Origin of the sequence: Nocardia sp. NPDC004168 (assembly GCF_040610355.1) — a bacterium.
GTDB lineage: Bacteria > Actinomycetota > Actinomycetes > Mycobacteriales > Mycobacteriaceae > Nocardia > Nocardia sichangensis.
In genome coordinates this window covers 267,652-289,179 of sequence record NZ_JBEXME010000007.1, presented here as the reverse complement: position 1 = coordinate 289,179, position 21,528 = coordinate 267,652, and the positions used below count along the sequence as shown (strand labels likewise).

The window sequence follows — 21,528 nt, the reverse complement described above, 5'->3', positions numbered from 1 at the left end:
CCTGCCCACAACCGGAAGTCGAGCGTCGCAAAACGACATTTCGGTGACCGTCCGGCCCACTGCGGCGGGCTCGTCACCGCGAAAACGGTTAGGGTTCGGGAGATGTCCGTGGGTGGCTGGAGGAATTCGTGGAACTGAAGACGGTGCTGAGACGCGTCGTGCGAGCGATGAACGCCGGGGTGGCAGGCATGCTCGACGCGCCGGTACTCGGGCGCCTGCTGGGCAGAGGATTCGTGGTGATCACCTATGTGGGGCGACGGTCCGGGCGGACGTTCAGCACACCGGTCAACTACTGGCGAAAAGCGGACGAGCTCGTCATCGGAGTCGCGTTGCCGGACCGGAAGACGTGGTGGCGGAACTTCTTGGGCGAGGGCGGCCCCATCACGCTCCATCTGAACGGCGCCGACCGGCCCGGGCACGCGGTAGCGCGACGCGACGAACGCGGCCGCGTCTTCGTGACGGTACGGCTCGACGACGCGAGCTGACCCGACTCGCCTCGTCCGCCATCGGCGGCACACCACAAGTGCCGCAACGGATTACGGCGCAAACCCCTGGACGCTCGCGGAGGGCTTCGTCTGGGCGATGATCGCGGCGCCCATCCAGCGCCGTAGATACCGTCGCAGGTCATCTTCGCCGCGCGGTGGATTGCCCGGGGAAATGAAGAACGACTGCATCGTGCGCAGGACGTATTCGACCAGCTCGTGCAGCGACTCGTCGTCGTATCCGTAACGCGCCCAGTCGACGTCGAAGCGCTTGATCATCGTCATGCCGAAGGCTTGCGCCTCTTCGGAGGTCAGGCTCTCCGGATGGACGTTCGAGTACGTGCTCGACAGCAAGATGCCGAGATGGGGTGTTCGACGGACCTCGGCGAGGGTGTAGACAACCCCCTCGGTCATCGCCTCCACGGCGTCCTCCAACCCGCTGACGTGCTGTGTCAGCCGATCGAGGAACCCGTCGACGGAGGCGATCGCCGCCGCGGTCATCAGCGCGTCCGCGCTGGGAAAGTACCGGTAGACCGTCTGCCGGATGACGCCGAGCGACTCGGCGACGTCGGCGATGCCGATCTCCGAACCCGTCCGTCCGATCAGTTCGACCGCGGCGGCGACGATGCGACGCGCGGCTTCCTCGTCGTCCTTCGGCGGACTCCCGCCCCACCCGCGCCTTCCTGCCACTGCCCGCTTCCTCGACTCGAAGCCCGTCGCTTGCGAACCCCCTGATGGAAAGCCTGCCGACCCTCCGGATCAAGGGTTCGACCGTATCACAAGGGTCCCGGAGTCCCGGTTCGAGCGCGATTCTGATCATACACTTGGACAGCCGTATGTATGATCACTGTAACGCGGCTCGGCGCATCGGGATGGTGCCGCCGGACCGGTTCGTTTTCGGAAAGTCGAGGTATAGCCCAGTGACCGATCTTCAAGTACGGAAGATGCGCTTCGCATTCGCGGACTACGACGTGCCCTTCTTGTGGAACGAGGAGAATCCGGCCTTCTCGTCCATGGCCAATGCGGTGTCCTTCCTGGCGATCGGCTTCGAGAAGATGATCGTCAACATGATCCGCGAGGCCATGCCCCTGATCACCGATCCCGAGGTCGCCGAGGAAGCCGACGCGTTCGTGCGCCAGGAGGGGCAGCACTCCACCGCCCACCGCCAGCACGCCAATGCCTTGATCCGGCGCCACCCGGGACTGCAGGAGACGCTCAACGAAGTGATCGCGGAATTCGACCGCCTCACCGTGAACACTTCGGTCGAATACCGCCTCGCCTACACCGCCGATCTCGAAGCGACGTTCACTCCGGTGTTCAAACTGATGCTCGACAACGACTCGACCTTGTTCCGGCCGGGCGACGACCGAGTGGCGTCGCTGTTCATCTGGCACTTCGTCGAAGAGGTCGAACATCGCAGTTCCGCGCTGATCATCTTCGATTCCGTCGTCGGGAGCGATGTGTATCGGATGCGCATGGCGCCGTCGATCTTCCGTCACGTGATGAAGGTGATCCGGTTGGCCTGCGCGGGCTTCAACAAGCATGTCCCGCTGGAGGAGCGAAAGGTCGACGCGCTGTCCATGTTCGCGAATTACCGGCGGAGGCAGAAGCTGCGCAAATGGTTGCCGTTTCTGCAGGCCGAGGACAACGGCCCGATGCCGCGCGCGTTCGACCACCTGCCGCTCGGTGAACAACTCGTCGCACTGGTGGGCGTCATCCGCAGTCAATTGCCGAAGCACAATCCGGACCACGAGAAACTACCCGAACTGGCCGCCGTGTGGTTCGAACGCTATGACGCCGGCTACGACGTCTCGCACTGGTACACCGCCGACACGGTCGCACGCTAGGAGCCGGACCGATGGCTGATCATTGCGCACCCACCTTCGACCGTCTCGCGACCGCGCTCGGCTTCTCCTGCGAGGAGGCGGGCGGGCCGGTCGAGGTGCGGAACCCTTTCGCGTTGGAGAACTGGACCCTGCCCGTCCTCGAATTCACGATCGTCCTGGGCGCGGTCCTGGCCCTGATCTACGCGATCGTGCGGTTGCGCCGCCACGGCGATCCCACCAACTTGGTGCTCTGGTTCGGGGCGACCGCGTATCTGTTCATCATCGAGCCGCCGCTGTACTTCCCCGCGGCGTTCGGCATCGACGCACACGTCGACACGATGTTCGCGCACAACCTGTTCACCGTGGAATTCCTCTGGGGCCGATTACCGCTCTACATCATCGCGATCTACCCGTTCATGGCCACCCTCGCGTTCGAATTGGTCAGGATTCTCGGGGTCTTCCGGCACTACGGGGTGCTCGCCGGATCGGTGTGCGTGGGCTTCGTCCACCACGCCTTCTACGAGATCTTCGATCATCTCGGCCCGCAGCTGCGCTGGTGGGAATGGTCGGTCGACAACCCGATCAATCAACCGATGTTCGATTCGGTACCGCTTCCGAGCGTGGTCGTCTTCGCCGCCCTGTGGCCGATGTCGCTCGCCTTCTGCGTCCAATCGTTCGTCGGCCGCCACATCGACCAGGGCCGAAACTTCTCCGGAGGGCAGCTGGTCGGGCGCACGATCGTCATCGGCATTCTCGCGTCGTTGGGCACAGCGGTGCTGCCCATCCCCGCGACCGTCTTCGGCATGGGTAGCAACACGGTGCGTGGCGTGCTCTACGCCGCCGAATTGGCCGTCCTCTCCATTGCCGCCGTGGTGATCCTGACCCGCCAGTGGCTCCGGCTGCGGCGCGGCGACCCGGACGCGGCGCCCTATACGAACGACTTCGTCCGCATTTACGGCGTGGTGTACCTGGGCGTGATGGCATTGCTCTGGGCCACCGCGTTGCCCGATTTCTTCGCCGCCGTCGACGGTGTGACCAGCGAAGGAGACCCGATCGGGAATCTGTGGTACACCCTCGCGTGCTTCGTTGTCGCGGTTCTCTGCCTGGTCGCCGTATTCACGGTGCCCCGGAGAATGGCGCCCCCGAGCGTCGCCCCTCCCGCCCCGGAAGCCACCGCGAGTTCCACGGTATAGCGGGACGACCGACGCCGTCGGTGACGACGGGCGGCCGCCGTGGGCCCGGCTGCCCGGACCGGAGTGTGACGCCCGGCTCGCACGGGATTTTCCATGCCGGTGCCCTGGTTGTACCAGGGGCCGATATGAGGAGGTCATGTGGCACGGGAGTACAACCGGAATCCCGCGGCGGTCGCCGCCTTGACGCCTGAGCAGTACCACGTCACTCAGGAGAACGGCACGGAGCGGGCGTTCACGGGCGAGTACTGGGACAACCACGAGCCGGGCATCTATGTGGATGTGGTGTCGGGTGAGCCGTTGTTCGCCTCGGTCGACAAGTTCGACAGCGGAAGTGGATGGCCGAGTTTCACCAAGCCGATCGAAGCCGGGAACGTGGTGCGGAAGCGGGACTTCAGCCATCTGATGGTCCGCACCGAGGTGCGCTCGGCACACGGCGACAGCCATCTCGGGCACGTGTTCACCGACGGTCCCCGCGCGGCGGGCGGCTTGCGGTACTGCATCAATTCGACTGCGCTGCGGTTCATCCACCTCGACGACCTCGAGGCGGAAGGCTATGGGCAGTACAGGACTCTCTTCGCGAAGGAGGAGGCGTGACCGACACGCGCAAGGCGATTCTGGCCGGTGGATGCTTCTGGGGCATGCAGGACTTGATCCGCAAGCAGCCGGGGGTGGTGTCGACACGCGTCGGCTACACCGGTGGACGCAACGACCATCCCACGTACCGGAACCACCCTGGCCACGCCGAGGCGATCGAGATCGTCTACGACCCGGCCCGGACGGACTTCCGGCAACTGCTGGAGTTCTTCTTCCAGATCCACGATCCGACGACGAAGGACCGCCAGGGCAACGACATCGGAAGCAGCTATCGCTCGGCGATCTTCTATCTCGACGACGACCAGAAGCGCGTCGCCCTGGACACCATCGCCGACGTGGACGCCTCCGGTCTGTGGCCCGGCAAGGTGGTCACCGAGGTGACCCCGGCGAGTGAGTTCTGGGAGGCCGAGCCGGAGCATCAGGACTACCTGCTGCGTTACCCGGACGGTTACACCTGCCACTTCCCCCGGCCGGGGTGGAAGCTGCCGAAGCGGCAGACCACCGCCCAGTAGAAGCCGGTGGGTTCGGCGCTTCCGCCGAGCCTTCGGAGCGCACAGTTGACGACTGCGCCACCACACCCGGGTGGCGCAGTCGCCGCGTTTCACGACGTCCCCCGCCCGCCGCCGCCGGTCGTACAGCCGGAAGCCTCGCGCACAGACTCCGGGCGATACAAAACGGAACCTCATGCGGTAGACAACATTTCGACTCGTCCCCGGCCGTGCCGGGCTCCCCGCCGTGGGGAGAATGCGTGATCGGGCACCGATATGATCATCGACGCTTGGAGCTCCTGGCCGGTCGACCCGAGGTAGGCAGATGACGCGCAGCGGCACAAAGATTCTCGATGTGGTGGGCAGTCGCCGGATGGCGGTGGCGACGCTGGCCACCATCACCGGCTTCTACTATCTGTTCGTCGCGTTCACCAATTGCGTCGACACCGACACCAATCGCAACGGCGTGGCCGCTGTGCTGTCGATGAAAGCGACGATCCACAATCCGGGCACGGACTGGCGCGCGATCACCAATGGCAATGTCGCGCTCGTCGCCTACATCCTCGTGGTGATCTGGGAATTCCTGACCGCCTTCGTGCTTCTCACGGCGGGAGCCGTATGGGGCCGGGTGCTGATCGGACGGCCGCGCAGGCTGCGAGCCGGTCTGGACGCGGCCGTGAAACTGTCGAGTCTGGGCTGGACCATGGCGGTGCTGCTGTTCTTGGGCGGGTTCCTGACCATCGGCGGCGAATGGTTCCGCATGTGGGCCAATGACGACGTGAACGCCTCGTCGGCCGCGTTGCAGAACTTCCTCATCGCGGGCGTCGGCCTGATTCTGGTTCACCTGCCGGACTCGCAACGCAGCGCGGTCCTCGAAAGTGACTCGGCAGCAGCGGAATCCGACTAGTAGCGGGCGGCCGACGACGCGAGCGTCAGCGACCGTTGCGTTCGAGTTCGCCCAGCTGTTTCTGCAGACGTTCCAGTGCGGCCCGGATCTGGTCGATCTGCGCGTTGAGTTCGGCGATCTTCGCCTGATCCACCGGCGGGGGCTGCGCCTGCGGTGACGCGACCGGTGGTGGCGCGGCGGGCTGTTGACCCGGCGGCAGTGGGGCGCCGGGTCCGCCGCCGGGCGGCGTGGCGAGTCTGCCGGTGGCCGGACCGAACACCTGCTCCAGCGCCTCCGCGAGGGTCGGCGCGTAGCCGACGAGGACACCGCCGGTGCCGGGATCGCGGTAACTGACCAGCACTCGCGCCAATTGCGGGAATGTCGACGCGTTCTGTGCCGTCGAGATCCGTTCGGTGAACAGCGGCTCGGCGTATAGCACGCCGCCGTCGGCGATCGGCAGGGTGAGCAGATTGCCGTACTGGATCCGGTTCGAGCGCTCGAGCAGGGTGCGCTCGGAAGCGACTCTGGTGTCGGAGATCATCGAGTTCTGGATCTGTTGCGGACCCTGAGTGAGGGTGTCGGTGGGCAACTGCGAGACGGTGATCTTGCCGTAGCCCTCCGGGTCGGAGCGGGCGGAGACGTAGGCGGAGAGGAATTCCCGGTTGTAGCCGACCATCGCGCTGGCCAGCCGGAACGACGGTTCCGCGCCGGCCTGGTCGCCGACCAGGACGTAGAACGGAGGCTGATGCGGATTGGACTCCACGGTGGGATCGCTGGGCACCGACCAGAACGCGTTGGTGGTGAAGAATTCGCGCGGTTCGTCGACGTGGTATTTGGCGAGCATCTCGCGCTGGATCGTGAACAGGTCTTCGGGATACCGGAAGTGCGCCCGTAGCTCCGGGCTGATCGACTCCTCCGGTCGGACCGTGCCGGGGAAGACCTTCATCCAGGCCGCCAGCACCGGATCGTGCCGGTCGACCTGGTAGAGGGTGACCGTGCCGTCGTATGCGTCGACGGTCGCCTTGATGGAGTTGCGCACGTAGGAGATCTCTCGCGGCGACTCCCGCTGGGTCTCATCGCCCGGCTCGAGGGCTTCGAGCGAACTGCGCTTGGCGTAGGGGTAGCCGTCGATCGAGGTGTACGCGTCGACGATCCAGACTATCCGGCCGTTCACGACCGCCGGGTAGGGGTCGTTGTCGGTGGTCAACCACGGTGCGACGAGTTCGACACGATGGCGGGGATCGCGGTTGAAGATGATCTTCGAACCGGGACCGATCGCCTTCGAGAAGACGATATTGCGCTCGGTGTAGGTCACCGCGAAGGCGAGGCGGTTGACCCAGTTGGCGATCGGGACGCCGCCCGCGCCGGCGTAGGTGTAGGTGGTGGTGTCGGTGTCGTACTCGCGGGGCTCGGTGCCGCCGCCCACGATGGCGTAGTCCGGGCTCGCATGGGCGATCACTTCGCCGAAGTAGACGCGCGGCTGGTCCACTCGGATCACCTGGTGCCCGGCGGCTTGGGACGCGATGTCACCGACCGCGTAGATCGGATATCCGCTGTTGCTGCTCGCGGCATCGCCCGCGGCCTCGCGGACCGCCGCGTTCACCCGGTTGGCCGGTGCGGCGACGAACCCGTTGCCGTGCGTGTAGACGGTGTGCCGATTGACCCAATGGCGCTGGTTGCCGCTCAGCGCGGTCGGGGTCAGCTCGCGCGCCGCGACCACGTAGTCGCGCAGTTGCCCACCGACCCGGTAGCGATCCAGGTCCAGATGCGGTGGGAAGCTGTAGAAATTCTTCAGCTGTTGTTGCTGGGTGAACGTCCGGGATAGCACGCTCGGGTCCAGCAGGCGGACGTCACCGATTGTGGTGACGTCCGCGGGGACCTCGGGCGGCGACCTGGTGCCGACGCCGGGATAGGGCTGGTACTCGACCCGGTCGCTGCCGATCCCGTACGCCTGGCGGGTGGCCGCGATGTCGCGTTGGATGTAGACGCGCTCCATGTCGGCGGCGTTCGGGCGGACGGAGAACTGCTCGACGGCCAATGGCCAGACGGCTCCGACGAGGATCGACGACAGCAGCAGAAGCGCCGCGGCCATCGCCGGGATTCGCAGGTCCCGCACGACGATGGCGGCGAAGACCGCCACGGCGCAGATCACGGCGATCGCGAAGAGAATGAGGCGGGCGGGAAGCACCGCGTTGATGTCGGTGTAGCCAGGGCCCGCGAAAGTGGGTTCCTTGCTGCGGCTGGATAGCAGCGAGTACCGGTCGAGCCAATAGGCGGCAGCCTTCAAGAGGATGAACGAGCCGGCCAGTATCGCGAGCTGGACGCGGGCCGCGTGCGTCAGGCCGCCCGTCTTTCTGGACAGCCGCAGGCCACCGAACAGGTAGTGCGCGGCAAGGCTCGCGACAAAGGCGAGGACCACGGCGATGAACAGCCAGTTGAGTACGAATCGATAGAAGGGAAGGTCGAAGACGAAGAACCCGACATCGTGCCCGAATTGCGGGTCGGACACGCCGAAGGACCCGCCGTGGACGAACAGCTGGACGGTCATCCAGTTCGACTCCGCGGCAAGGCCGCAGACGAGCCCCAGCGAGGTCGCGATGCCGAGACCGAACCGCACCGGATGCCGGAGCACCGCCGCCCGATACGGCCGAAGACTGTTCTCCTCTTCGGACTCGGGAACGAAGAGCGGGCGGAACCTGAACGCGAGCCACAGCACCGCGAAAAGGACGCCACCGATGATCAGCGCGACCGCGATGAACAGCGAGAGCCGGGTGAACAGCACGGTCAGCCAGACACCACGGAAGCCGACTTCGCCGAACCACAGCCAGCTGACGTAGCCTCGGATCAGCCGAGGCACCACCAACAGCGACACGACGAACACCGTGGCGGCGACCACCAGCACCCGGGTGCTGCGATGCAACCGTCGCGGGCGGAGGCCCTCGCGTGCGCTCATCTTGCACTCCCCGTGGCTGCCGCCCGGCTCGACGATGGACGGCCGGGGCGGACTACCAAGCTCGATACTACGACGTCCCGGAGCGCTCGATCAGCTCCCACAGGTACGCCACGTGATCGGCCATGTCCACGGCCGGGTCCTACAGCCACTGCGTCTGCAGGCCGTCGAGGACGGCGAAGCGGTCGGGATCCAGATCGGCCGGTACGCGGCCGGATTCGCAAAGGTCGGCGATGGCGCGGGTGAGAGCGTCCCGGGCAGTGCGGTAGCGGTCGCGGAAGTATTCGTGGGCCGGGTGCTCCATCCCGCTGAACCGCCTCGCCGGTTTCGGCGTCGACCCGGAGAAGCTGGACGCGCTGCTGGCGGCAGGTGACCACTGACGGTGGTGGCCGCCCAGCCCGGTATCCGCACGACGCTCGATCTTCTACTGATCAAGGAGCCGGGGAGGTTCACACCTGCGGTAGCCCACGCTGACCACCGCGCGGCGCGCTTTATCGAGCTAGGGCGGGTACCGCGATGACCGGCGCGTTCTCGGTCGGAGCCGAAGCCCGGTGCAGGCCGCGGCGGTCGTAGGCGTAGGTCGCGGTCACACCGAGCAGCAGGCCGATCCCGAGGCCGAGCACCGTCATCCACAAGCCCTGGCCGAAACCGGCTTCGGCGTGGGCGTCGAAGAACAGGATGGCGCGAACGGCGAGGTAGATCTGGTGCATCGGTTCGAAGGCGGCGAGGTTCGCGATGTAGGCGGGCGTCGCCTCCAGGGGGACCGTGGCGGCCGACGAGGGCAGGCCCAGGACGACGAACAGGATCAGATTGACCAGCAGCCCCGCGGTGCCGAAGGTGGCGAGCACGGCGAGCGCGGTCACTCCGACCGCGACGATGGCCAGTGTTCCGTAGAGCCACAACAGCAGCGGACTGCCCAGTGGGACATTCAATGCCGAGGCGACCCCGAGGAATATCCCCGACAGAACCGGAGCCGCGGTGACGATGACCGCCCATTTCATCAGCAGCGTGCGGAACCGGGAGATGCCGGTGGACGGCGGGTGCACGAACCACGGGCCGTATTCGGTGGGCGTGAAACCGAGCACCGAGTCGACGAGCGTGTGGATGATCATGGCGCCGGTGAAGCCCGCCAGCAGCAGGATCAAGGTGTAGAAGAACGCGACGAGGCCCTGCCCGGCGCCGTCGTCCATCGGCCGGTAGGGCGCGGTGACGATCTGCACGGGATCGGTGAGCATCAGCCGGGCGGCCCCGCTGGGCTCGACCGGCGCGCCCGGCCCGGCGGCGAGGGCGGCGTTCACCTGATCGGTCAGGCTCTTGCCGACGGTCTCGTCCACCTGACGCAACGCGCGGTCGGCGATGCGCTGCATGATGCCGGTGGTGTAGGGGCCTATTCGCGGGTTGGTGTGGATGGTGATCACCGGGCGCTCGACCGCACCGGGCACCACGGCGGCGGCGCCGAGGATGGCGAGCCGCTTGGTGAAGTCGGACGGGATCACGATCGCGCCGTAGACCTCACCGTTCTGCAATTGTTTGCGCGCTTCGGCGATGCCGACGACGCGCAGGTCGATTTTCTCCGCCGGGATGCCCGCGACCAGCGCGTCGCTGACCTGGGCGCCGAAATTGGCGGGTTTGCCGTCGAGCGTGTCGCCGACGTCCTGATTCACCAGGGCCACCGGGAAGTCGTGCAGGTTCTTCTCGGTATTGCTGGCGTAGCCGAGATACATGGTGGCGAGCAGCGCCGCGAAGACCGTCAGCACTGCGATCGGGGCGGTGAAGGTCCGAACCGTCATGCGAGTCAATGTAGTCACCGCCTACAAAGTAGGCAATGACTACATTTTGTTATCCTGCCTACACCATGCCGATCACTCGAAGCCGGTCCTATCACCACGGCGACCTGCGCGCCGAGTTGTTGCAGCGGGCCGAGGCCACGCTGCGCGAGTCCGGCGTCGACGGCTTGTCGCTACGCCGACTGGCGCGTGACGTCGGAGTCAGTCACGCCGCTCCGACCCGGCATTTCAAGGACAAGCAGGCGCTACTGGATGCCATCGCGGTATCCGGCTTCCAACGCCTCGCCGCCGCCTTGGCACAGACCGCGGCCGCCGACTCGGCCGATGGGCACATCCGCGCCCTGGCCCGCACCTATCTCCATTTCGCGACCGAGAACTCGGCGCTCGTCGCGTTGATGTTCGCGCGCAGGCACAGCCCCGCCGCGGGCGATGCGATGTCCCGGGCCGTGGACGCGGCGTTCGCGACGCCGGTCGCGCTCATCACCGAAGCACAGAAGCGGGGGGAGGTGATCGACGGCGACCCGCGCCGGATCGCGCTGTCCGCGGTCGCCGCGCTACAAGGTCTGGCCACCTTCGTCGGCTCGGGCGTGATCGCCGCCGAGACCGCCGACGAATTGGTGGACGAGACAACCACACACATGATCGAAGGCTTGCGCCCCCGCCCGTGATGCGCCGCGATTGTCGCGGCACGAGTGCCGGCGGTGGATGCCGGTCGGTGTGGCAGCGGCCGGTCGGCAGCGCACGTTCCTCGAACCTCACCCGGCCCGAGGATCAGGGTGCCGGAGCGCTCGGCGGCGTCCACGCAGGCTGTTCGTCAGTACGCGATGAACAGGATCTCGTCGCGCGAGTAGTCGTGGCCGGGATGGTTCTCGGCCAGATGGGCTTGCGTCTTGGCCACGAGATCATCCTCGTCGGTTCCGACGATCAGTTCTCCGCAGGGGCAGTTCAGCTTTCGCTTCATCAGCGTCCTTCCTCCTCGATCCGACAGTCTATGCACACCGAGGTGATCGAGCGCGAGTCAGCCGGTCACCCCGACCCTTTGTGCAGCAGCGCGCTCAAGACCCGTTCCGCCCGGTCCGGGTCGGGGGGCGCCCCGGCGATCGTCGGCAAGTAGTGGAACGACTCGGCGATCCGGACGCTGGCGTAGGCCAGTTCGTCGAGCGTGAGCGTCGTGGCGATGCGCTCGTCCTCGAGATCCCGCGCGAGATACCGGGCCACGGCTTTGATAAGGCGCGGCTGGAACCCGTTGCTCGCCAAAGTGAGCAGCTTCATGGCACGCTCGTTCTCCTCCAACACGAATTTACGCGCTCCCGGTTGCGCCAGCACCGCTCGGAGATAGGCGGCGAGCAGCGCGGGCACCCGAGCGCCCGGCTCGTCTCGCACCCGCTCCCACTCGTCGCGCAGTGTCGCTTCGGTGAGCGACCAGATGACCTCTATCAACAACTGGTCGCGGCTGCCGACCCAGCGGTACAGCGTCACCCGGTTGACCGCGAGTTCGGTCGCGAGCTGGCCGACGTCGAGTCGCTCGCCGCGCAGGAACTTTCGCTTCGCCAGACGGAGAGCGTCCATCGGTTCGGGCCGCCGCTCCGCGCCGTCCCCCAGCGCCCGCTGCAAAGGCGTTCGAGATGTCATGCGGGCCAGCGTACCGCCGATGTAACAAATAGTCACTAGGTTGCACATGTGCAACTAATTGGTCATGACGATGCTCTTGACCAGCGAGATCCCGTAGGGCTTGATTGCAACATGTGCTGAATTCCAATCAAGGATGAAACAGATGTCAGATATGTTGCAAACCGTCCAAACCCAATACGGACCGGTACGCGGACGCACCCGTGGGCCGGTGCACGAATTCCTCGGTATCCCTTTCGCCGCCGCCCCGGCGGGGAAGCATCGGTTCCTTCCACCGGTGCCGCCGCAAGCGTGGGCCACGGTCCGGGATGCGACCGATCCGGGCCCGACCGCGGCACGCGCGCCGTACGTGCCCGCTTACGACGGGCTCGTTCCCGAAGTGTCGATCCCGGGCGACGACGTGCTCAACCTCAACGTCTGGACCTCCGCGACCGAGGGTGCGCGCCCGGTCCTGGTGTGGATCCACGGCGGAGCGTTCACCAATGGCTCCAACGCCCTGCCGACCTACGACGGCACGGCGTTCGCGGCGAGCGGGGTGGTCGTGGTGGCCGTCAACTATCGCCTCGGCGGCGAAGGGTGGCTGCATTTCGGCGCGGACACAGTCAATCTCGGCATCCTGGACGTGGTGGCGGCGCTGGAGTGGGTGCGCGACAACATCGCGGCCTTCGGCGGCGACCCGGCGCGGGTGACCATCGCGGGACAGTCCGCGGGCGCCATGCTCGCCACCACTCTGCTCGCCGTGCCGCGCGCTCGGGGCCTGTTCCGCGGTCTGATCGCGCACTCCGGAGCGGCGGCCAACACCGTCACCCCGGACGAGGCGCGCCTGCTGATCGACAACGTGGCCGCGCACATCGGCATCGAGCCCTCGCTCGACGCCTTCGCGGACGTGCCGATCGACGAACTGTCCACGCACGTCAGGGCGGTGCTGCACGAAGTGCAAACCGCCGCGGATCCGGCGAAATGGGGACGATTGGCGCTGACCACCTTGCCGTTCGCGCCCGTGGTGGACGGCGCGATCGTCGTCGACGATCCGCTGGGGGTAGTCGCCTCCGGCGCGACCACCGACGTGGCGATCCTGGCCGGGAGCAATGCCGAGGACGCCCGGCTCATCTTGGTCGCTTCCGGCGCCATCGATCAGATCGATGAGCCGACCCTGGCCGCCGGAGCCGCGGGATACGGATTGGACCCCGCCGTCGCGCTTCCCCGCTATCGCGCGTCCCGGCCGGATGCCTCGGCGGGCGATCTGCTGTCGGCGGTCGTTACAGACTGGTTCTTCCGCATCCCGGCGATTCGCCTGGCCGAGGCGCAGACCGAGGCGGGCGGCGCGGCGTGGGTCTTCCGATTCGACTGGCGCTCACCGCGGCTCGGCGGGCGGCTCGGCGCCGCGCACGCGGTGGACCTGCCATTCGTCTTCAAAACGCACACCTGTCCGGAGAATCACACCCTGGTCGGCGCGCATGCCCCCGACGCGGTCGCCGACAACCTGCACGGCATGTATCGGGCTTTCGTGCTCGACGCCGATCCGGGCTGGGCGCGGTACGAGCGGCAGCGGCGGACCACCGGCCTGATCGCCGACACCGTCACCGTGGCGAACGATCCCGATGCCGCGGAGCGACTGCTGTGGGCGGGTGTGCGATGAGCGATCTGGTCCGCTACGACGACAGCACGCCGAGGATCGCCCGGATCGTCCTGAACCGTCCCGACGCACGCAACGCGCAGAACACCGAGCTGCTCTACGCCCTCAACGACGCGTTCGACCGGGCCGCCCGCGACGACGGCATCCACGTGATCGTGCTGGCGGCCGAAGGCCCGCACTTCTCCTCGGGACACGATCTGCGCGAACACGACTGGCGCGCCAACATGGGTCCGCGCACGCCGGTCGGCACCTGGGCCGGCTTCGGCAGCCAGGGCGCCGAGGGACTCATGGCCCGCGAGGAGGAGATCTACGCCGGGTTCAGCGAGCGATGGCGCAACATCCCCAAACCGACCATCGCGGAGGTGCACGGCAAGGTCATCGCGGGCGGGCTGATGCTGGTCTGGCCGTGTGATCTGATCGTGGCGTCCGAGGACGCCGAGTTCGTCGACAACGTCGTCGCGATGGGCGCCAACGCGGTGGAGTTCTTCAACCACCCGTGGGAATTCGGCATACGGAAAGCGAAGGAGTTGCTGTTCACCGCCGGGACTCTCACGGCGGCCGACGCCGAACGCATCGGCATGGTCAACCGGGTCGTCCCGCGAGCGGAACTGACCGAGCACACCATGCGGCTGGCCGCGACGATCGCCGCCATGCCGCTGTTCGCGCTGAAACTGGCCAAGCGGTCGGTCAACGCCGCGCAGGACGCGCAGGGCCGCGCGACGGCGCAGCAGACGGCCTTCGCGCTGCATCAGCTCGCGCACAGCCACAACGTCCAAGTCCACGGCGACATCGTGGACCCGGACTTCCTCGCGAGGTTCGCCCGCCGTGCCTGATCCACTCGCCCGGCCGCTCGGGCAGATCCTCACCGACCTGGCCGCCGCCGACCCGCACGCCGCGGCCATCACGTTCGAAGGCGACACTTGGTCGCGGCAGGACCTCGAGTCGGCCGCCAATCGCCGAGCCAAGCACTTCGCCGAACTCGGTGTCCGCCGAGGCGATTACGTGACCGTCGCCTTGGCCAACAAACCGTCCTACTTCGCGACGGTCTTCGCGGTCTGGAAGCTGGGCGCGGTGCCGCAACTCATCTCGCCGCGGCTTCCCGCACCGGAGCGATCGGCCGTGCTCCGGCTCGCGCGGCCGCGGCTGGTGGTCGGCGCCGCCGAACCCGGCCTGCCCACGGCGCCGGACGAGGACGAGCTGTCGGCACAGTTCTCCGACGCGCCGTTCGACCACTATCCGGTCGCGCCCGCGTGGAAGGCGCCGACTTCCGGCGGGACGACCGGACGTCCGAAGCTGATCGTGTCGGGCCAGGCGGGTCTGCTCGACGTCGCGCCGCTCAACGCGGTGCTCGGTCAGCGACCGGACGATGTCCAGCTCGTCAGCGGCCCGCTTTATCACAACGCGCCGTTCAATACCTCGTTCTTCGGTCTCCTGGCGGGCCAGCACCTGGTCGTGTTGCCGAAATTCGAGGCGCGCACGGCGTTGCGGGCGATCGCTCGCCACCGGGTCAGCTGGCTGACCGTGGTGCCGACCATGATGTCGCGCATGCTCACCGAGGTGCGTGATCGGCCGACGGATTACGACCTCGGCTCCGTCCGGCGGCTCTGGCACATGGCTGCGCCCTGCCCGCCGTGGCTCAAGCGGGCCTGGATCGAGCTGCTCGGCGCCGAGAAGATCTACGAAATGTACGGCGGCACCGAGAATCAGATGATGACGCTGATCGACGGCCGGGACTGGCTGACCCACCCCGGCTCGGTCGGCCGCGCCGTCTTCGGCGAGTTCGTCGTCCTGGATGCCGACGGACGTCCGTGCCCGCCCGGCATGGTCGGCGAGATCTTCATGCGCCCGGCCGAGGGCGACGGACCCAGCTATCGCTACGTGGGCGCCGAACCGCGCACCCACGCCAACTGGCCGGGCTGGGATTCTCTCGGCGACCTGGGCCACGTGGACGACGAGGGATTCCTCTATCTCAGCGACCGCCGCACCGACCTGATCGTCACTGGTGGCGCCAACGTCTTCCCCGCCGAGGTGGAGGCCGTGATCACCGAGTATCCCGGCGTGCGCGGGTGTGCGGTCGTCGGGCTGCCGGACGACGACCTCGGCAGGCGCGTTCACGCCGTGGTCGAGACCGACGCCCCGCTCGACGAGGCGCGGCTTCGCGGTCACGTCGAGTCGCGACTGGTCCGCTACAAATGCCCGCGCACCTACCGGTTCACCGATACCCCGCTGCGCGACGACGCGGGAAAACTGCGCCGCGCCGAACTGCTCGATCTCGAGGCGCGGCTGACGAGCCGGGCCACCGGATCAGCCACGTGACCATTCGTGGCCCCAGTAGCTGTCGGCGGTGATCTCCTCCGCACTGTAAGTGGACTCGTCGACCAGCAGACCTTCGGTGCCGTATTCGAGATCCCAGCCGCCGGGCGTGCGGACGTAGAAGGAGATCATCTTGTCGTTGGTGTGCCTGCCGAGGGTCGACGACAACGGGAGACCCGCCCGCATGACGCGGTCGAGCGCCCGGCCGACGGCGTCGAGTTCGTCGACCTCGACCATGATGTGCACCAGGCCAGGGCCGTCGAGACGGGTGCCGGGGATCAGGGCGAGGCTGTGGTGACGCTGGTTGACGCCGAGGAACCGCACGCGCACCGGTCCCACACCGGGTGGGGTGGGCACTCGGAAGGAGCCGCGTGGCAGGAATCCGAGTATCTCGCAGTAGAAACGGTTCGCCTCCTCGAGATCGGGCACCGGTAGCACGACGTGGCCGAGTCCCGATCCCGCTGTGACGAAACGGTTTCCGTGGGGAGTGACGACCGGGCTGTGGTCGAGCACCGGGCCGTGGAAGACCTCGACGGTGAACCCGGCGGGGTCGGTGAAGGTGCAGGCTTCCTCGACGCGTAGTGCGTCGACCTGCTCCTGAGCGAGCGGTGTGACCGCCACGCCCGCCTGCTCCAGCGCCTGCCGCACGCGGGCGAGCGCGCGGTAGTCGCGCACCTCCCAGCCGACGGCGAGCACCCGGTCCTGTTCCGCCGGGACGAGTTCCAAACGGTAGGCGTGCTCGTCCATGCGCAGGTACAGACTGTCCGGATTCGGCCCGGTGGCCTGCGCGAAACCCATTACGTCGAAGGCGAAGGCGCGCCAGGCCGCCACATCGGCGATGGCGACTCGGACGTAGCCGAGCGAGGCGATGTCAGCCATTGATTCGTCGTACTCCTCAGGAATAGGTGACTTGCACCGTGTCGGTGACCGGGACCGCCTGGCAGGCCAGCACGTATCCCTCGGCCAGATCGGACTCGTCGAGAATTTCGTTGTGCCGCATCGCCACCTGACCGGAGACGACCCGGCAGGTGCAGGCGCTGCACGCGCCCTCGCGGCAGGAATAGGGCGCCTCCAGCCCGTTGGCCAACAGGACGTCGAGCAGGACCTGGTGGCGGGGCCACGGAAGTGCGCGCGTCTCGCCGTCGAGTTCCACCTCGACCGCCGCGTGGTCGCCGGAGTCGCCGGAGTCGACGACATCGGGCGTGGCGGTATCGAACGGATCGCCGTTCAGCGACACGAACTTCTCGACGTGCACGCGCTTGCGGTCGGCGCCCGACCCGATCAGTGCGGCGGAGACGGCGTCCATGAACGGGCCGGGCCCGCACACGAACGCCTCGCGCTCGCGCCACGGTCCGGCCAGCGCCGCGAGCTGCGGCCGCGACGGCAGCCCTTGCACGCTCTCCAGCCAGTGCACCACGACCAGGCGGCCGGGATTCCGGGCGGACAGGTCGGCGAGTTCGTCGGCGAAGATCACCGAGCGCTCGTCGCGGTTGGCGTAGATCAGCACGCAGTGCCCGGCTCCGTCCGCCAGCACCGATTTCAGGATCGACAGCACCGGGGTGATCCCGCTGCCCGCCGCGAACAACAGCACGTCCTCGTCCAGCGACGCCGGGGTGAAGACACCCGCGGGCGGCAGCGCGTGGAAATCCATGCCGGCAACCGCGTTGTCGCACAACCAATTCGACGCGTAGCCGTCGGACGTTCGCTTGACCGTGACCTTCAGCGGCCCCGCTTCGTGCGGCGCGCTCGACAACGAGTAGCAGCGGCTCACCGAGCCGGTCAGCTCGCTCGGAATCCGCAGGGTCAGGAACTGGCCCGGCCGGTAGTCGATCGCATTCGACTGCTCCGCGGTCGGACTCAGCTCCAGCGATACCGCGTCGTGGGTCTCCCGGATCACCCGCGCCACACGCAGGGTGAGGAATGCGCCGGGGCGACTCTCGGTGTCGTCGGGAACCTCGGCCCGGGTCCCCGGCGCCACGGCCGCTCGGGCTCGATCCACTGCTGCGTCTCCTCTTCGGTCCTCCACGGCTGTCACGGCACGTCCCCGTCCCGGGTGCTGACGTCGATGAGACCGCCCGCGACGGCGGCATCGATGCTGTCGCGCAGCGCGACGCAGGTCCGTACCCGCGCACTGTCCGCGCCGGCGAACTCGGCGCACGCCGCCACCGCGCCCGCGCTCCACTGCACGCTGGTGTGCTGCGGACTGAACTTCTCGACGAGCACACACGTCGCGCAGATACGGCAGGTAACCCGTTCCATCGCGCCCCGCTCAGGCTCCGGCGGCGGCGCGCTGCTCGGCGAGATTCTCGGCGACCTCCGCCTCCCACGCCGTGACCGCCCTGGTGGTGTCCACTTCGAACTCGAAGCGGTCGGTCATCTTCGGATCGATGTCGGCCACGTCGGTGTAGAACTGCTCGTACCAGCGGCGCAGCTGGTAGACGGGTCCGTCCTCCTCGCACAGCAGCGGGTTGTCGATGCGGGTCTTGCGCTGCCAGATCGCGGCATCCTGTTCGAAGCCGCGGCCCAGGCCACCGGCGAACTTCGCCGCGATCTCCTCGGCCTGCTCCGCGGGCACGCCGTGTGGCTTCTTCACGATCGCGCCGTACTGCAGCACGAATTTCGTGGGTGACACCGGGTAGTGGCAGTTGATGAGGATGCCCTCCACCGTCAGGCCCGCGCTCTCGCTGCGCAGGTGATCGATCATGTAGGACGGGCCGTAGTAAGAGGCATCAGAGTGCAGGACGTTCTTGCCCCCCAACGCCTTCGCGGTCTCCCCCATCATGTCCTCGCGCGACACCGAGGTCATGTACTGGCTGGCGATGTGACCCTCGAAGACGTTCTTGAAGTAGGTCGGGAACCCGAAGTGCACGTAGAAGAAGTGCGCCATGTCCACCACGTTGTCGATGACCTCGCGGCAATTCGCGCCGTCGATCGTCATGGTGTTCCAGGTCCAGTCGGTCCACTCGTCGCTGAACGCCCCGTCGATGCGCGGGATGGTGACCTCCGCCGGGGGCGGATCGCCCTCCGGGTCGTTCCACACGAACAGCTGCTTGTTCTGCTCCAACGTCGGCCACGAGCGAGTCCGAGCCCGGGGTGGAACTCGGCGGCCGTAGGGGATGCCGGTGCAGCGTCCATTGCCGCCCCACCGCCAGTCGTGGAAAGGACAGGCGATGGAGTCACCTTTGATCCGGCCGTCCCCGAGGTTCCCGCCCATGTGCCTGCAATAGGCGTCCAGCACGTACAACTCTCCGCCCGCACCGGCGAAGACCACCAGTTCGGTGCCGAAGATCTCGATGGTATGCGGTTTCCCGTCCCGGTAGTCCCGCGCGAGACCCAGGCAGTGCCAGCCGCGCGCGTAGCGGGCGGGCGGAGCGCCCGCGTCGATCACTCGGACCTCGGTGTCGGTAGTCATCGGTTCCTCCACGATTCGCGCACGGTTGTCACTTCGATATTTCGGTTCGCCGTCCCGCCCCGGAAATGTGCAGTCCCACTGGCCGGGAGGTGCTCAGGCCCCATCGAGCCGCCCGAAGGCGGAGCGGTAGAACAGCAGCGGAGGCGCCTCGCGATGCTCCGACAGCGCGGTGACGCGTGCGATGACGATGGTGTGGTCGCCGCCGTCGACCTCCTGCTCGATCTCGCAGTCGAGCCAGGCCATGGCTCCGGCCAGCCGCGGCGAGCCGTTGGGCGAGGGCTCCCAGTCGACCCCCGCGAACTTGTCGGTGCCGCTGCGCGCGAGACGGCGGCAGATCTCCTGCTGGTCGTGGGCCAGGATGTTGACGCAGAGCCGGCCAACGGCCCGGATGCGCGGCCACGATGTGGACGTGCGCGCGGGGCAGAAGCAGACCGCGGGCGGCTCCAGCGACAGCGCCGAGAACGACTGGCAGGTGAATCCGACCGGCCCGTCCTCCGCGTGCGCGGTGATCACCGTGACGCCTGTGCAGAAGCGACCCAGCACCGCTTTGAAGTCGCGCACGTCCAGTGGCGATCCGTCCATCTCGAGCACCGGTTCCATCGGGCCTCCTATTTCGATCAGGCATATACCTGTCAGCTATGACAGCAGCGCTCGCCCGAGGGTCGTCAAGATCGGAGTCCGGTCACCGAGATGCGGATCCGTAGAAGCTACGTAGTTCTCCCGATTCATCTCGGCTGCGAAGTCGTCAGTGTGATGGGAGACACAAACGATCGAGCACGTAATGCCTGGTCGACGTTGACCGACTGTGACCGACGGAGGTTCGAATGACCGTCACCCTGCTGCCCGACAGCGAGCCGCGCACCGACCGGGTCCCGCGGCGGACCCGCGCCAAGGGGGTGGAAGCCGAGGTGCCGGTGTCGATGATCGAGCGGATGACCCTCATCCTGGACGCGTTCGACGCGGCCACCCCGACGCTGACGCTGCTCGGCTTGGTGGAACGCACCGGCCTGCCGCGGTCGACCGTCCATCGGATCCTCGACCAGATGATCCGGCTCCGGTGGCTGGCCCACACATCCGGCGGATACCGGCTCGGCATGCGAACCCTGGAACTGGGTGGGCTCACCGCCGACCACAACGAGATCCGCGACGCGGTCAGCCCGCTGCTGCACGAGTTGTGCCAGCGCACCGGCATGGTCGGACACCTGGCGGTGCTAGACGGGCGCGAGGTGGTGTACCTGGACAAGGCGGGCGGCCGCTTGGCCGCGATGCTGCCGACCCGCCTCGGCGGCCGCATGCCCGCGCACTGCACCGCGCTCGGCAAGGCCATGCTGGCCACGCTCGAGCCGACTATCGCCGAAGCCGCGTTCCATTCCCGGCTGCCGCGACGGACCGCGCACACCATCACCGAGCCCGACGCGCTGCATCGCGCCTTGGCCCAGGTCCGGCTGCGCCAGGGCGTGGCGCTGGACCGCGAGGAAGCGATGGACGGAATCGCCTGTGTCGCAGCGCCACTCCGGGGCCGCGGCACCGCCCCCGCAGCCCTGTCGCTGTCCGGGCGAGCCGAGGCGATGAGCTTCGACAAGCTGGCGCGGGTGCTGCTCGAGATCTCCCACGAGGCCGGACGGACGCTGTTCGGGCGCCGGGCGCGCTGGCGATAGTTCGAATCCGAATATGCCTGAGCGGTACAGTCCGACCATGACCGATGGCGTCACACCCGCGGTGCCCGACCTGCCGACCACCGCGTGGGCCGTACTCGGCATGCTCTCGCACGCCGACGAACTCTCCGGCTACGACCTCAAGAAATGGGCCGACTGGAGTCTGCAGTTCTTCTATTGGAGCCCGTCGTTCAGCCAGATCTACGCCGAACTCAAACGCCTCGAGAAGCACGGCTACGCCAGCTCCCGCACGGTGGTGCACGAGGACGGCGTGCGCGGCAAGCGGATGTACGCCATCACGTCGGAAGGCCGTGCGGCCGCGGCGAACTGGGTCAATCACGCACCGGTGGAGGCGCCGGTGCTCAAGCACAGCGTGATGCTGCGCGCATGGCTCGGCAACCTCGCCGAACCCGACCGGATGCGCGACATACTCACCGAGCACATCGAGTACGCCGAGAAGATGCGCAGGCGCGCCGAGGCCGACGCGCAGGGCGCCGAGGCGAATCCGGACTGGGCCTATCCCGAACTGGTGCTGCGCTGGTGCGTGCGGCACTACGAGGCGGAGCGCGATTTCGCCCGCGAGCTGCTGGCGGATATCGACCGCCTCACTCAGTGAGACGCCACCTGGCTGTTCCGGCCCCGCCATATTTCTATTAGGCATATGGAGGTGGCGGACG

23 protein-coding genes are annotated in these 21,528 nt (G+C 67.4%); 12 read left to right on the top strand and 11 right to left on the bottom strand.

The features are described 5' to 3' along the window. Positions 1-167 precede the first annotated feature (167 nt). On the top strand, positions 168-485 hold the full coding sequence (locus tag ABZW96_RS16830; RefSeq protein ID WP_355075556.1) for a hypothetical protein: 318 nt from the start codon (positions 168-170) through the stop codon (positions 483-485). A gap of 51 nt (positions 486-536) precedes the next feature. On the opposite strand, the gene ABZW96_RS16825 is transcribed toward ABZW96_RS16830, so the two are convergent. After that, a complete protein-coding gene (locus tag ABZW96_RS16825; protein ID WP_355075485.1) occupies positions 537-1,172 on the bottom strand; it encodes a TetR/AcrR family transcriptional regulator in 636 nt (211 codons plus the stop codon). Positions 1,173-1,402: 230 nt separating this feature from the next. Between ABZW96_RS16825 and ABZW96_RS16820 the strand changes: the two genes are divergently transcribed. From ABZW96_RS16820 to ABZW96_RS16800, 5 genes are all read left to right on the top strand, one after another. Next, a complete protein-coding gene (locus ABZW96_RS16820; protein ID WP_355075483.1) occupies positions 1,403-2,329 on the top strand; it encodes a metal-dependent hydrolase in 927 nt (308 codons plus the stop codon). Between the two features lie 11 nt (positions 2,330-2,340). Beyond that, positions 2,341-3,501: a hypothetical protein gene (locus tag ABZW96_RS16815; RefSeq protein ID WP_355075481.1), complete on the top strand. Its 1,161-nt coding sequence runs from the start codon at positions 2,341-2,343 to the stop codon at positions 3,499-3,501. Between the two features lie 138 nt (positions 3,502-3,639). Beyond that, positions 3,640-4,095 (top strand): peptide-methionine (R)-S-oxide reductase MsrB, encoded by a 456-nt coding sequence (msrB, locus tag ABZW96_RS16810; RefSeq protein WP_355075479.1) that lies wholly within the window; start codon positions 3,640-3,642, stop codon positions 4,093-4,095. Further along, a complete protein-coding gene (msrA, locus tag ABZW96_RS16805) occupies positions 4,092-4,607 on the top strand; it encodes a peptide-methionine (S)-S-oxide reductase MsrA (RefSeq protein WP_355075477.1) in 516 nt (171 codons plus the stop codon). Before msrB ends, msrA begins: the two co-directional genes overlap by 4 nt. A gap of 301 nt (positions 4,608-4,908) precedes the next feature. Next, the gene (locus ABZW96_RS16800; protein ID WP_355075475.1) at positions 4,909-5,490 is read left to right on the top strand and encodes a DUF2165 domain-containing protein; all 582 of its coding nucleotides are present in this window, start codon (positions 4,909-4,911) and stop codon (positions 5,488-5,490) included. Between the two features lie 25 nt (positions 5,491-5,515). On the opposite strand, the gene ABZW96_RS16795 is transcribed toward ABZW96_RS16800, so the two are convergent. The 3 genes from ABZW96_RS16795 to ABZW96_RS16785 form a co-directional block, all read right to left on the bottom strand. Beyond that, a complete protein-coding gene (locus tag ABZW96_RS16795; RefSeq protein ID WP_355075473.1) occupies positions 5,516-8,422 on the bottom strand; it encodes a UPF0182 family protein in 2,907 nt (968 codons plus the stop codon). Between the two features lie 139 nt (positions 8,423-8,561). Beyond that, on the bottom strand, positions 8,562-8,723 hold the full coding sequence (locus ABZW96_RS16790; RefSeq protein ID WP_355075471.1) for a hypothetical protein: 162 nt from the start codon (positions 8,721-8,723) through the stop codon (positions 8,562-8,564). A gap of 187 nt (positions 8,724-8,910) precedes the next feature. Next, positions 8,911-10,209, bottom strand: coding sequence for a DUF3533 domain-containing protein (locus tag ABZW96_RS16785; RefSeq protein ID WP_355075469.1), 1,299 nt, complete (start codon positions 10,207-10,209; stop codon positions 8,911-8,913). Positions 10,210-10,274: 65 nt separating this feature from the next. Between ABZW96_RS16785 and ABZW96_RS16780 the strand changes: the two genes are divergently transcribed. Continuing rightward, positions 10,275-10,874, top strand: a complete 600-nt coding sequence (locus ABZW96_RS16780) for a TetR/AcrR family transcriptional regulator (RefSeq protein ID WP_355075468.1) — start codon at positions 10,275-10,277, stop codon at positions 10,872-10,874. A 146-nt stretch (positions 10,875-11,020) separates the two neighbouring features. Here the strand turns inward: ABZW96_RS16780 and ABZW96_RS16775 are convergent, their stop codons facing one another. Beyond that, complete coding sequence (locus ABZW96_RS16775) at positions 11,021-11,167, bottom strand: DUF1059 domain-containing protein (RefSeq protein WP_355075467.1); 147 nt, start codon at positions 11,165-11,167, stop codon at positions 11,021-11,023. 65 nt (positions 11,168-11,232) lie between these two features. After that, the gene (locus tag ABZW96_RS16770; protein ID WP_355075465.1) at positions 11,233-11,838 is read right to left on the bottom strand and encodes a QsdR family transcriptional regulator; all 606 of its coding nucleotides are present in this window, start codon (positions 11,836-11,838) and stop codon (positions 11,233-11,235) included. Between the two features lie 142 nt (positions 11,839-11,980). On the opposite strand from ABZW96_RS16770, the gene ABZW96_RS16765 reads away from it, so the two are divergent. From ABZW96_RS16765 to ABZW96_RS16755, 3 genes are read left to right on the top strand one after another with little or no spacing between them, the layout of a single operon-like run. Beyond that, positions 11,981-13,474, top strand: a complete 1,494-nt coding sequence (locus tag ABZW96_RS16765; RefSeq protein ID WP_355075463.1) for a carboxylesterase family protein — start codon at positions 11,981-11,983, stop codon at positions 13,472-13,474. Continuing rightward, positions 13,471-14,304, top strand: a complete 834-nt coding sequence (locus ABZW96_RS16760) for an enoyl-CoA hydratase (protein ID WP_355075461.1) — start codon at positions 13,471-13,473, stop codon at positions 14,302-14,304. Before ABZW96_RS16765 ends, ABZW96_RS16760 begins: the two co-directional genes overlap by 4 nt. Further along, the gene (locus ABZW96_RS16755; RefSeq protein ID WP_355075459.1) at positions 14,297-15,787 is read left to right on the top strand and encodes an AMP-binding protein; all 1,491 of its coding nucleotides are present in this window, start codon (positions 14,297-14,299) and stop codon (positions 15,785-15,787) included. Before ABZW96_RS16760 ends, ABZW96_RS16755 begins: the two co-directional genes overlap by 8 nt. Here ABZW96_RS16755 and ABZW96_RS16750 read toward each other — a convergent pair. From ABZW96_RS16750 to ABZW96_RS16730, 5 genes are all read right to left on the bottom strand, one after another. Further along, positions 15,776-16,663, bottom strand: a complete 888-nt coding sequence (locus tag ABZW96_RS16750; protein WP_355075457.1) for a VOC family protein — start codon at positions 16,661-16,663, stop codon at positions 15,776-15,778. The genes ABZW96_RS16755 and ABZW96_RS16750 overlap by 12 nt on opposite strands. A gap of 16 nt (positions 16,664-16,679) precedes the next feature. Next, entirely contained in the window at positions 16,680-17,696 is a 1,017-nt protein-coding gene (locus ABZW96_RS16745) for a ferredoxin--NADP reductase (RefSeq protein ID WP_355075554.1), read from the bottom strand. A gap of 119 nt (positions 17,697-17,815) precedes the next feature. Beyond that, positions 17,816-18,043: a hypothetical protein gene (locus ABZW96_RS16740; RefSeq protein ID WP_355075456.1), complete on the bottom strand. Its 228-nt coding sequence runs from the start codon at positions 18,041-18,043 to the stop codon at positions 17,816-17,818. 10 nt (positions 18,044-18,053) lie between these two features. After that, entirely contained in the window at positions 18,054-19,196 is a 1,143-nt protein-coding gene (locus tag ABZW96_RS16735) for a Rieske 2Fe-2S domain-containing protein (protein ID WP_355075455.1), read from the bottom strand. Between the two features lie 93 nt (positions 19,197-19,289). Beyond that, on the bottom strand, positions 19,290-19,796 hold the full coding sequence (locus ABZW96_RS16730; protein ID WP_355075453.1) for a flavin reductase family protein: 507 nt from the start codon (positions 19,794-19,796) through the stop codon (positions 19,290-19,292). 224 nt (positions 19,797-20,020) lie between these two features. Between ABZW96_RS16730 and ABZW96_RS16725 the strand changes: the two genes are divergently transcribed. Both ABZW96_RS16725 and ABZW96_RS16720 read left to right on the top strand, forming a co-directional pair. Then, positions 20,021-20,854 carry an IclR family transcriptional regulator gene (locus tag ABZW96_RS16725; RefSeq protein WP_355075451.1) on the top strand — a complete coding sequence of 278 codons (834 nt, stop codon included), beginning with the start codon at positions 20,021-20,023 and terminating at the stop codon, positions 20,852-20,854. Between the two features lie 37 nt (positions 20,855-20,891). Then, positions 20,892-21,467, top strand: coding sequence for a PadR family transcriptional regulator (locus tag ABZW96_RS16720; protein WP_355075449.1), 576 nt, complete (start codon positions 20,892-20,894; stop codon positions 21,465-21,467). Positions 21,468-21,528 lie beyond the last annotated feature (61 nt).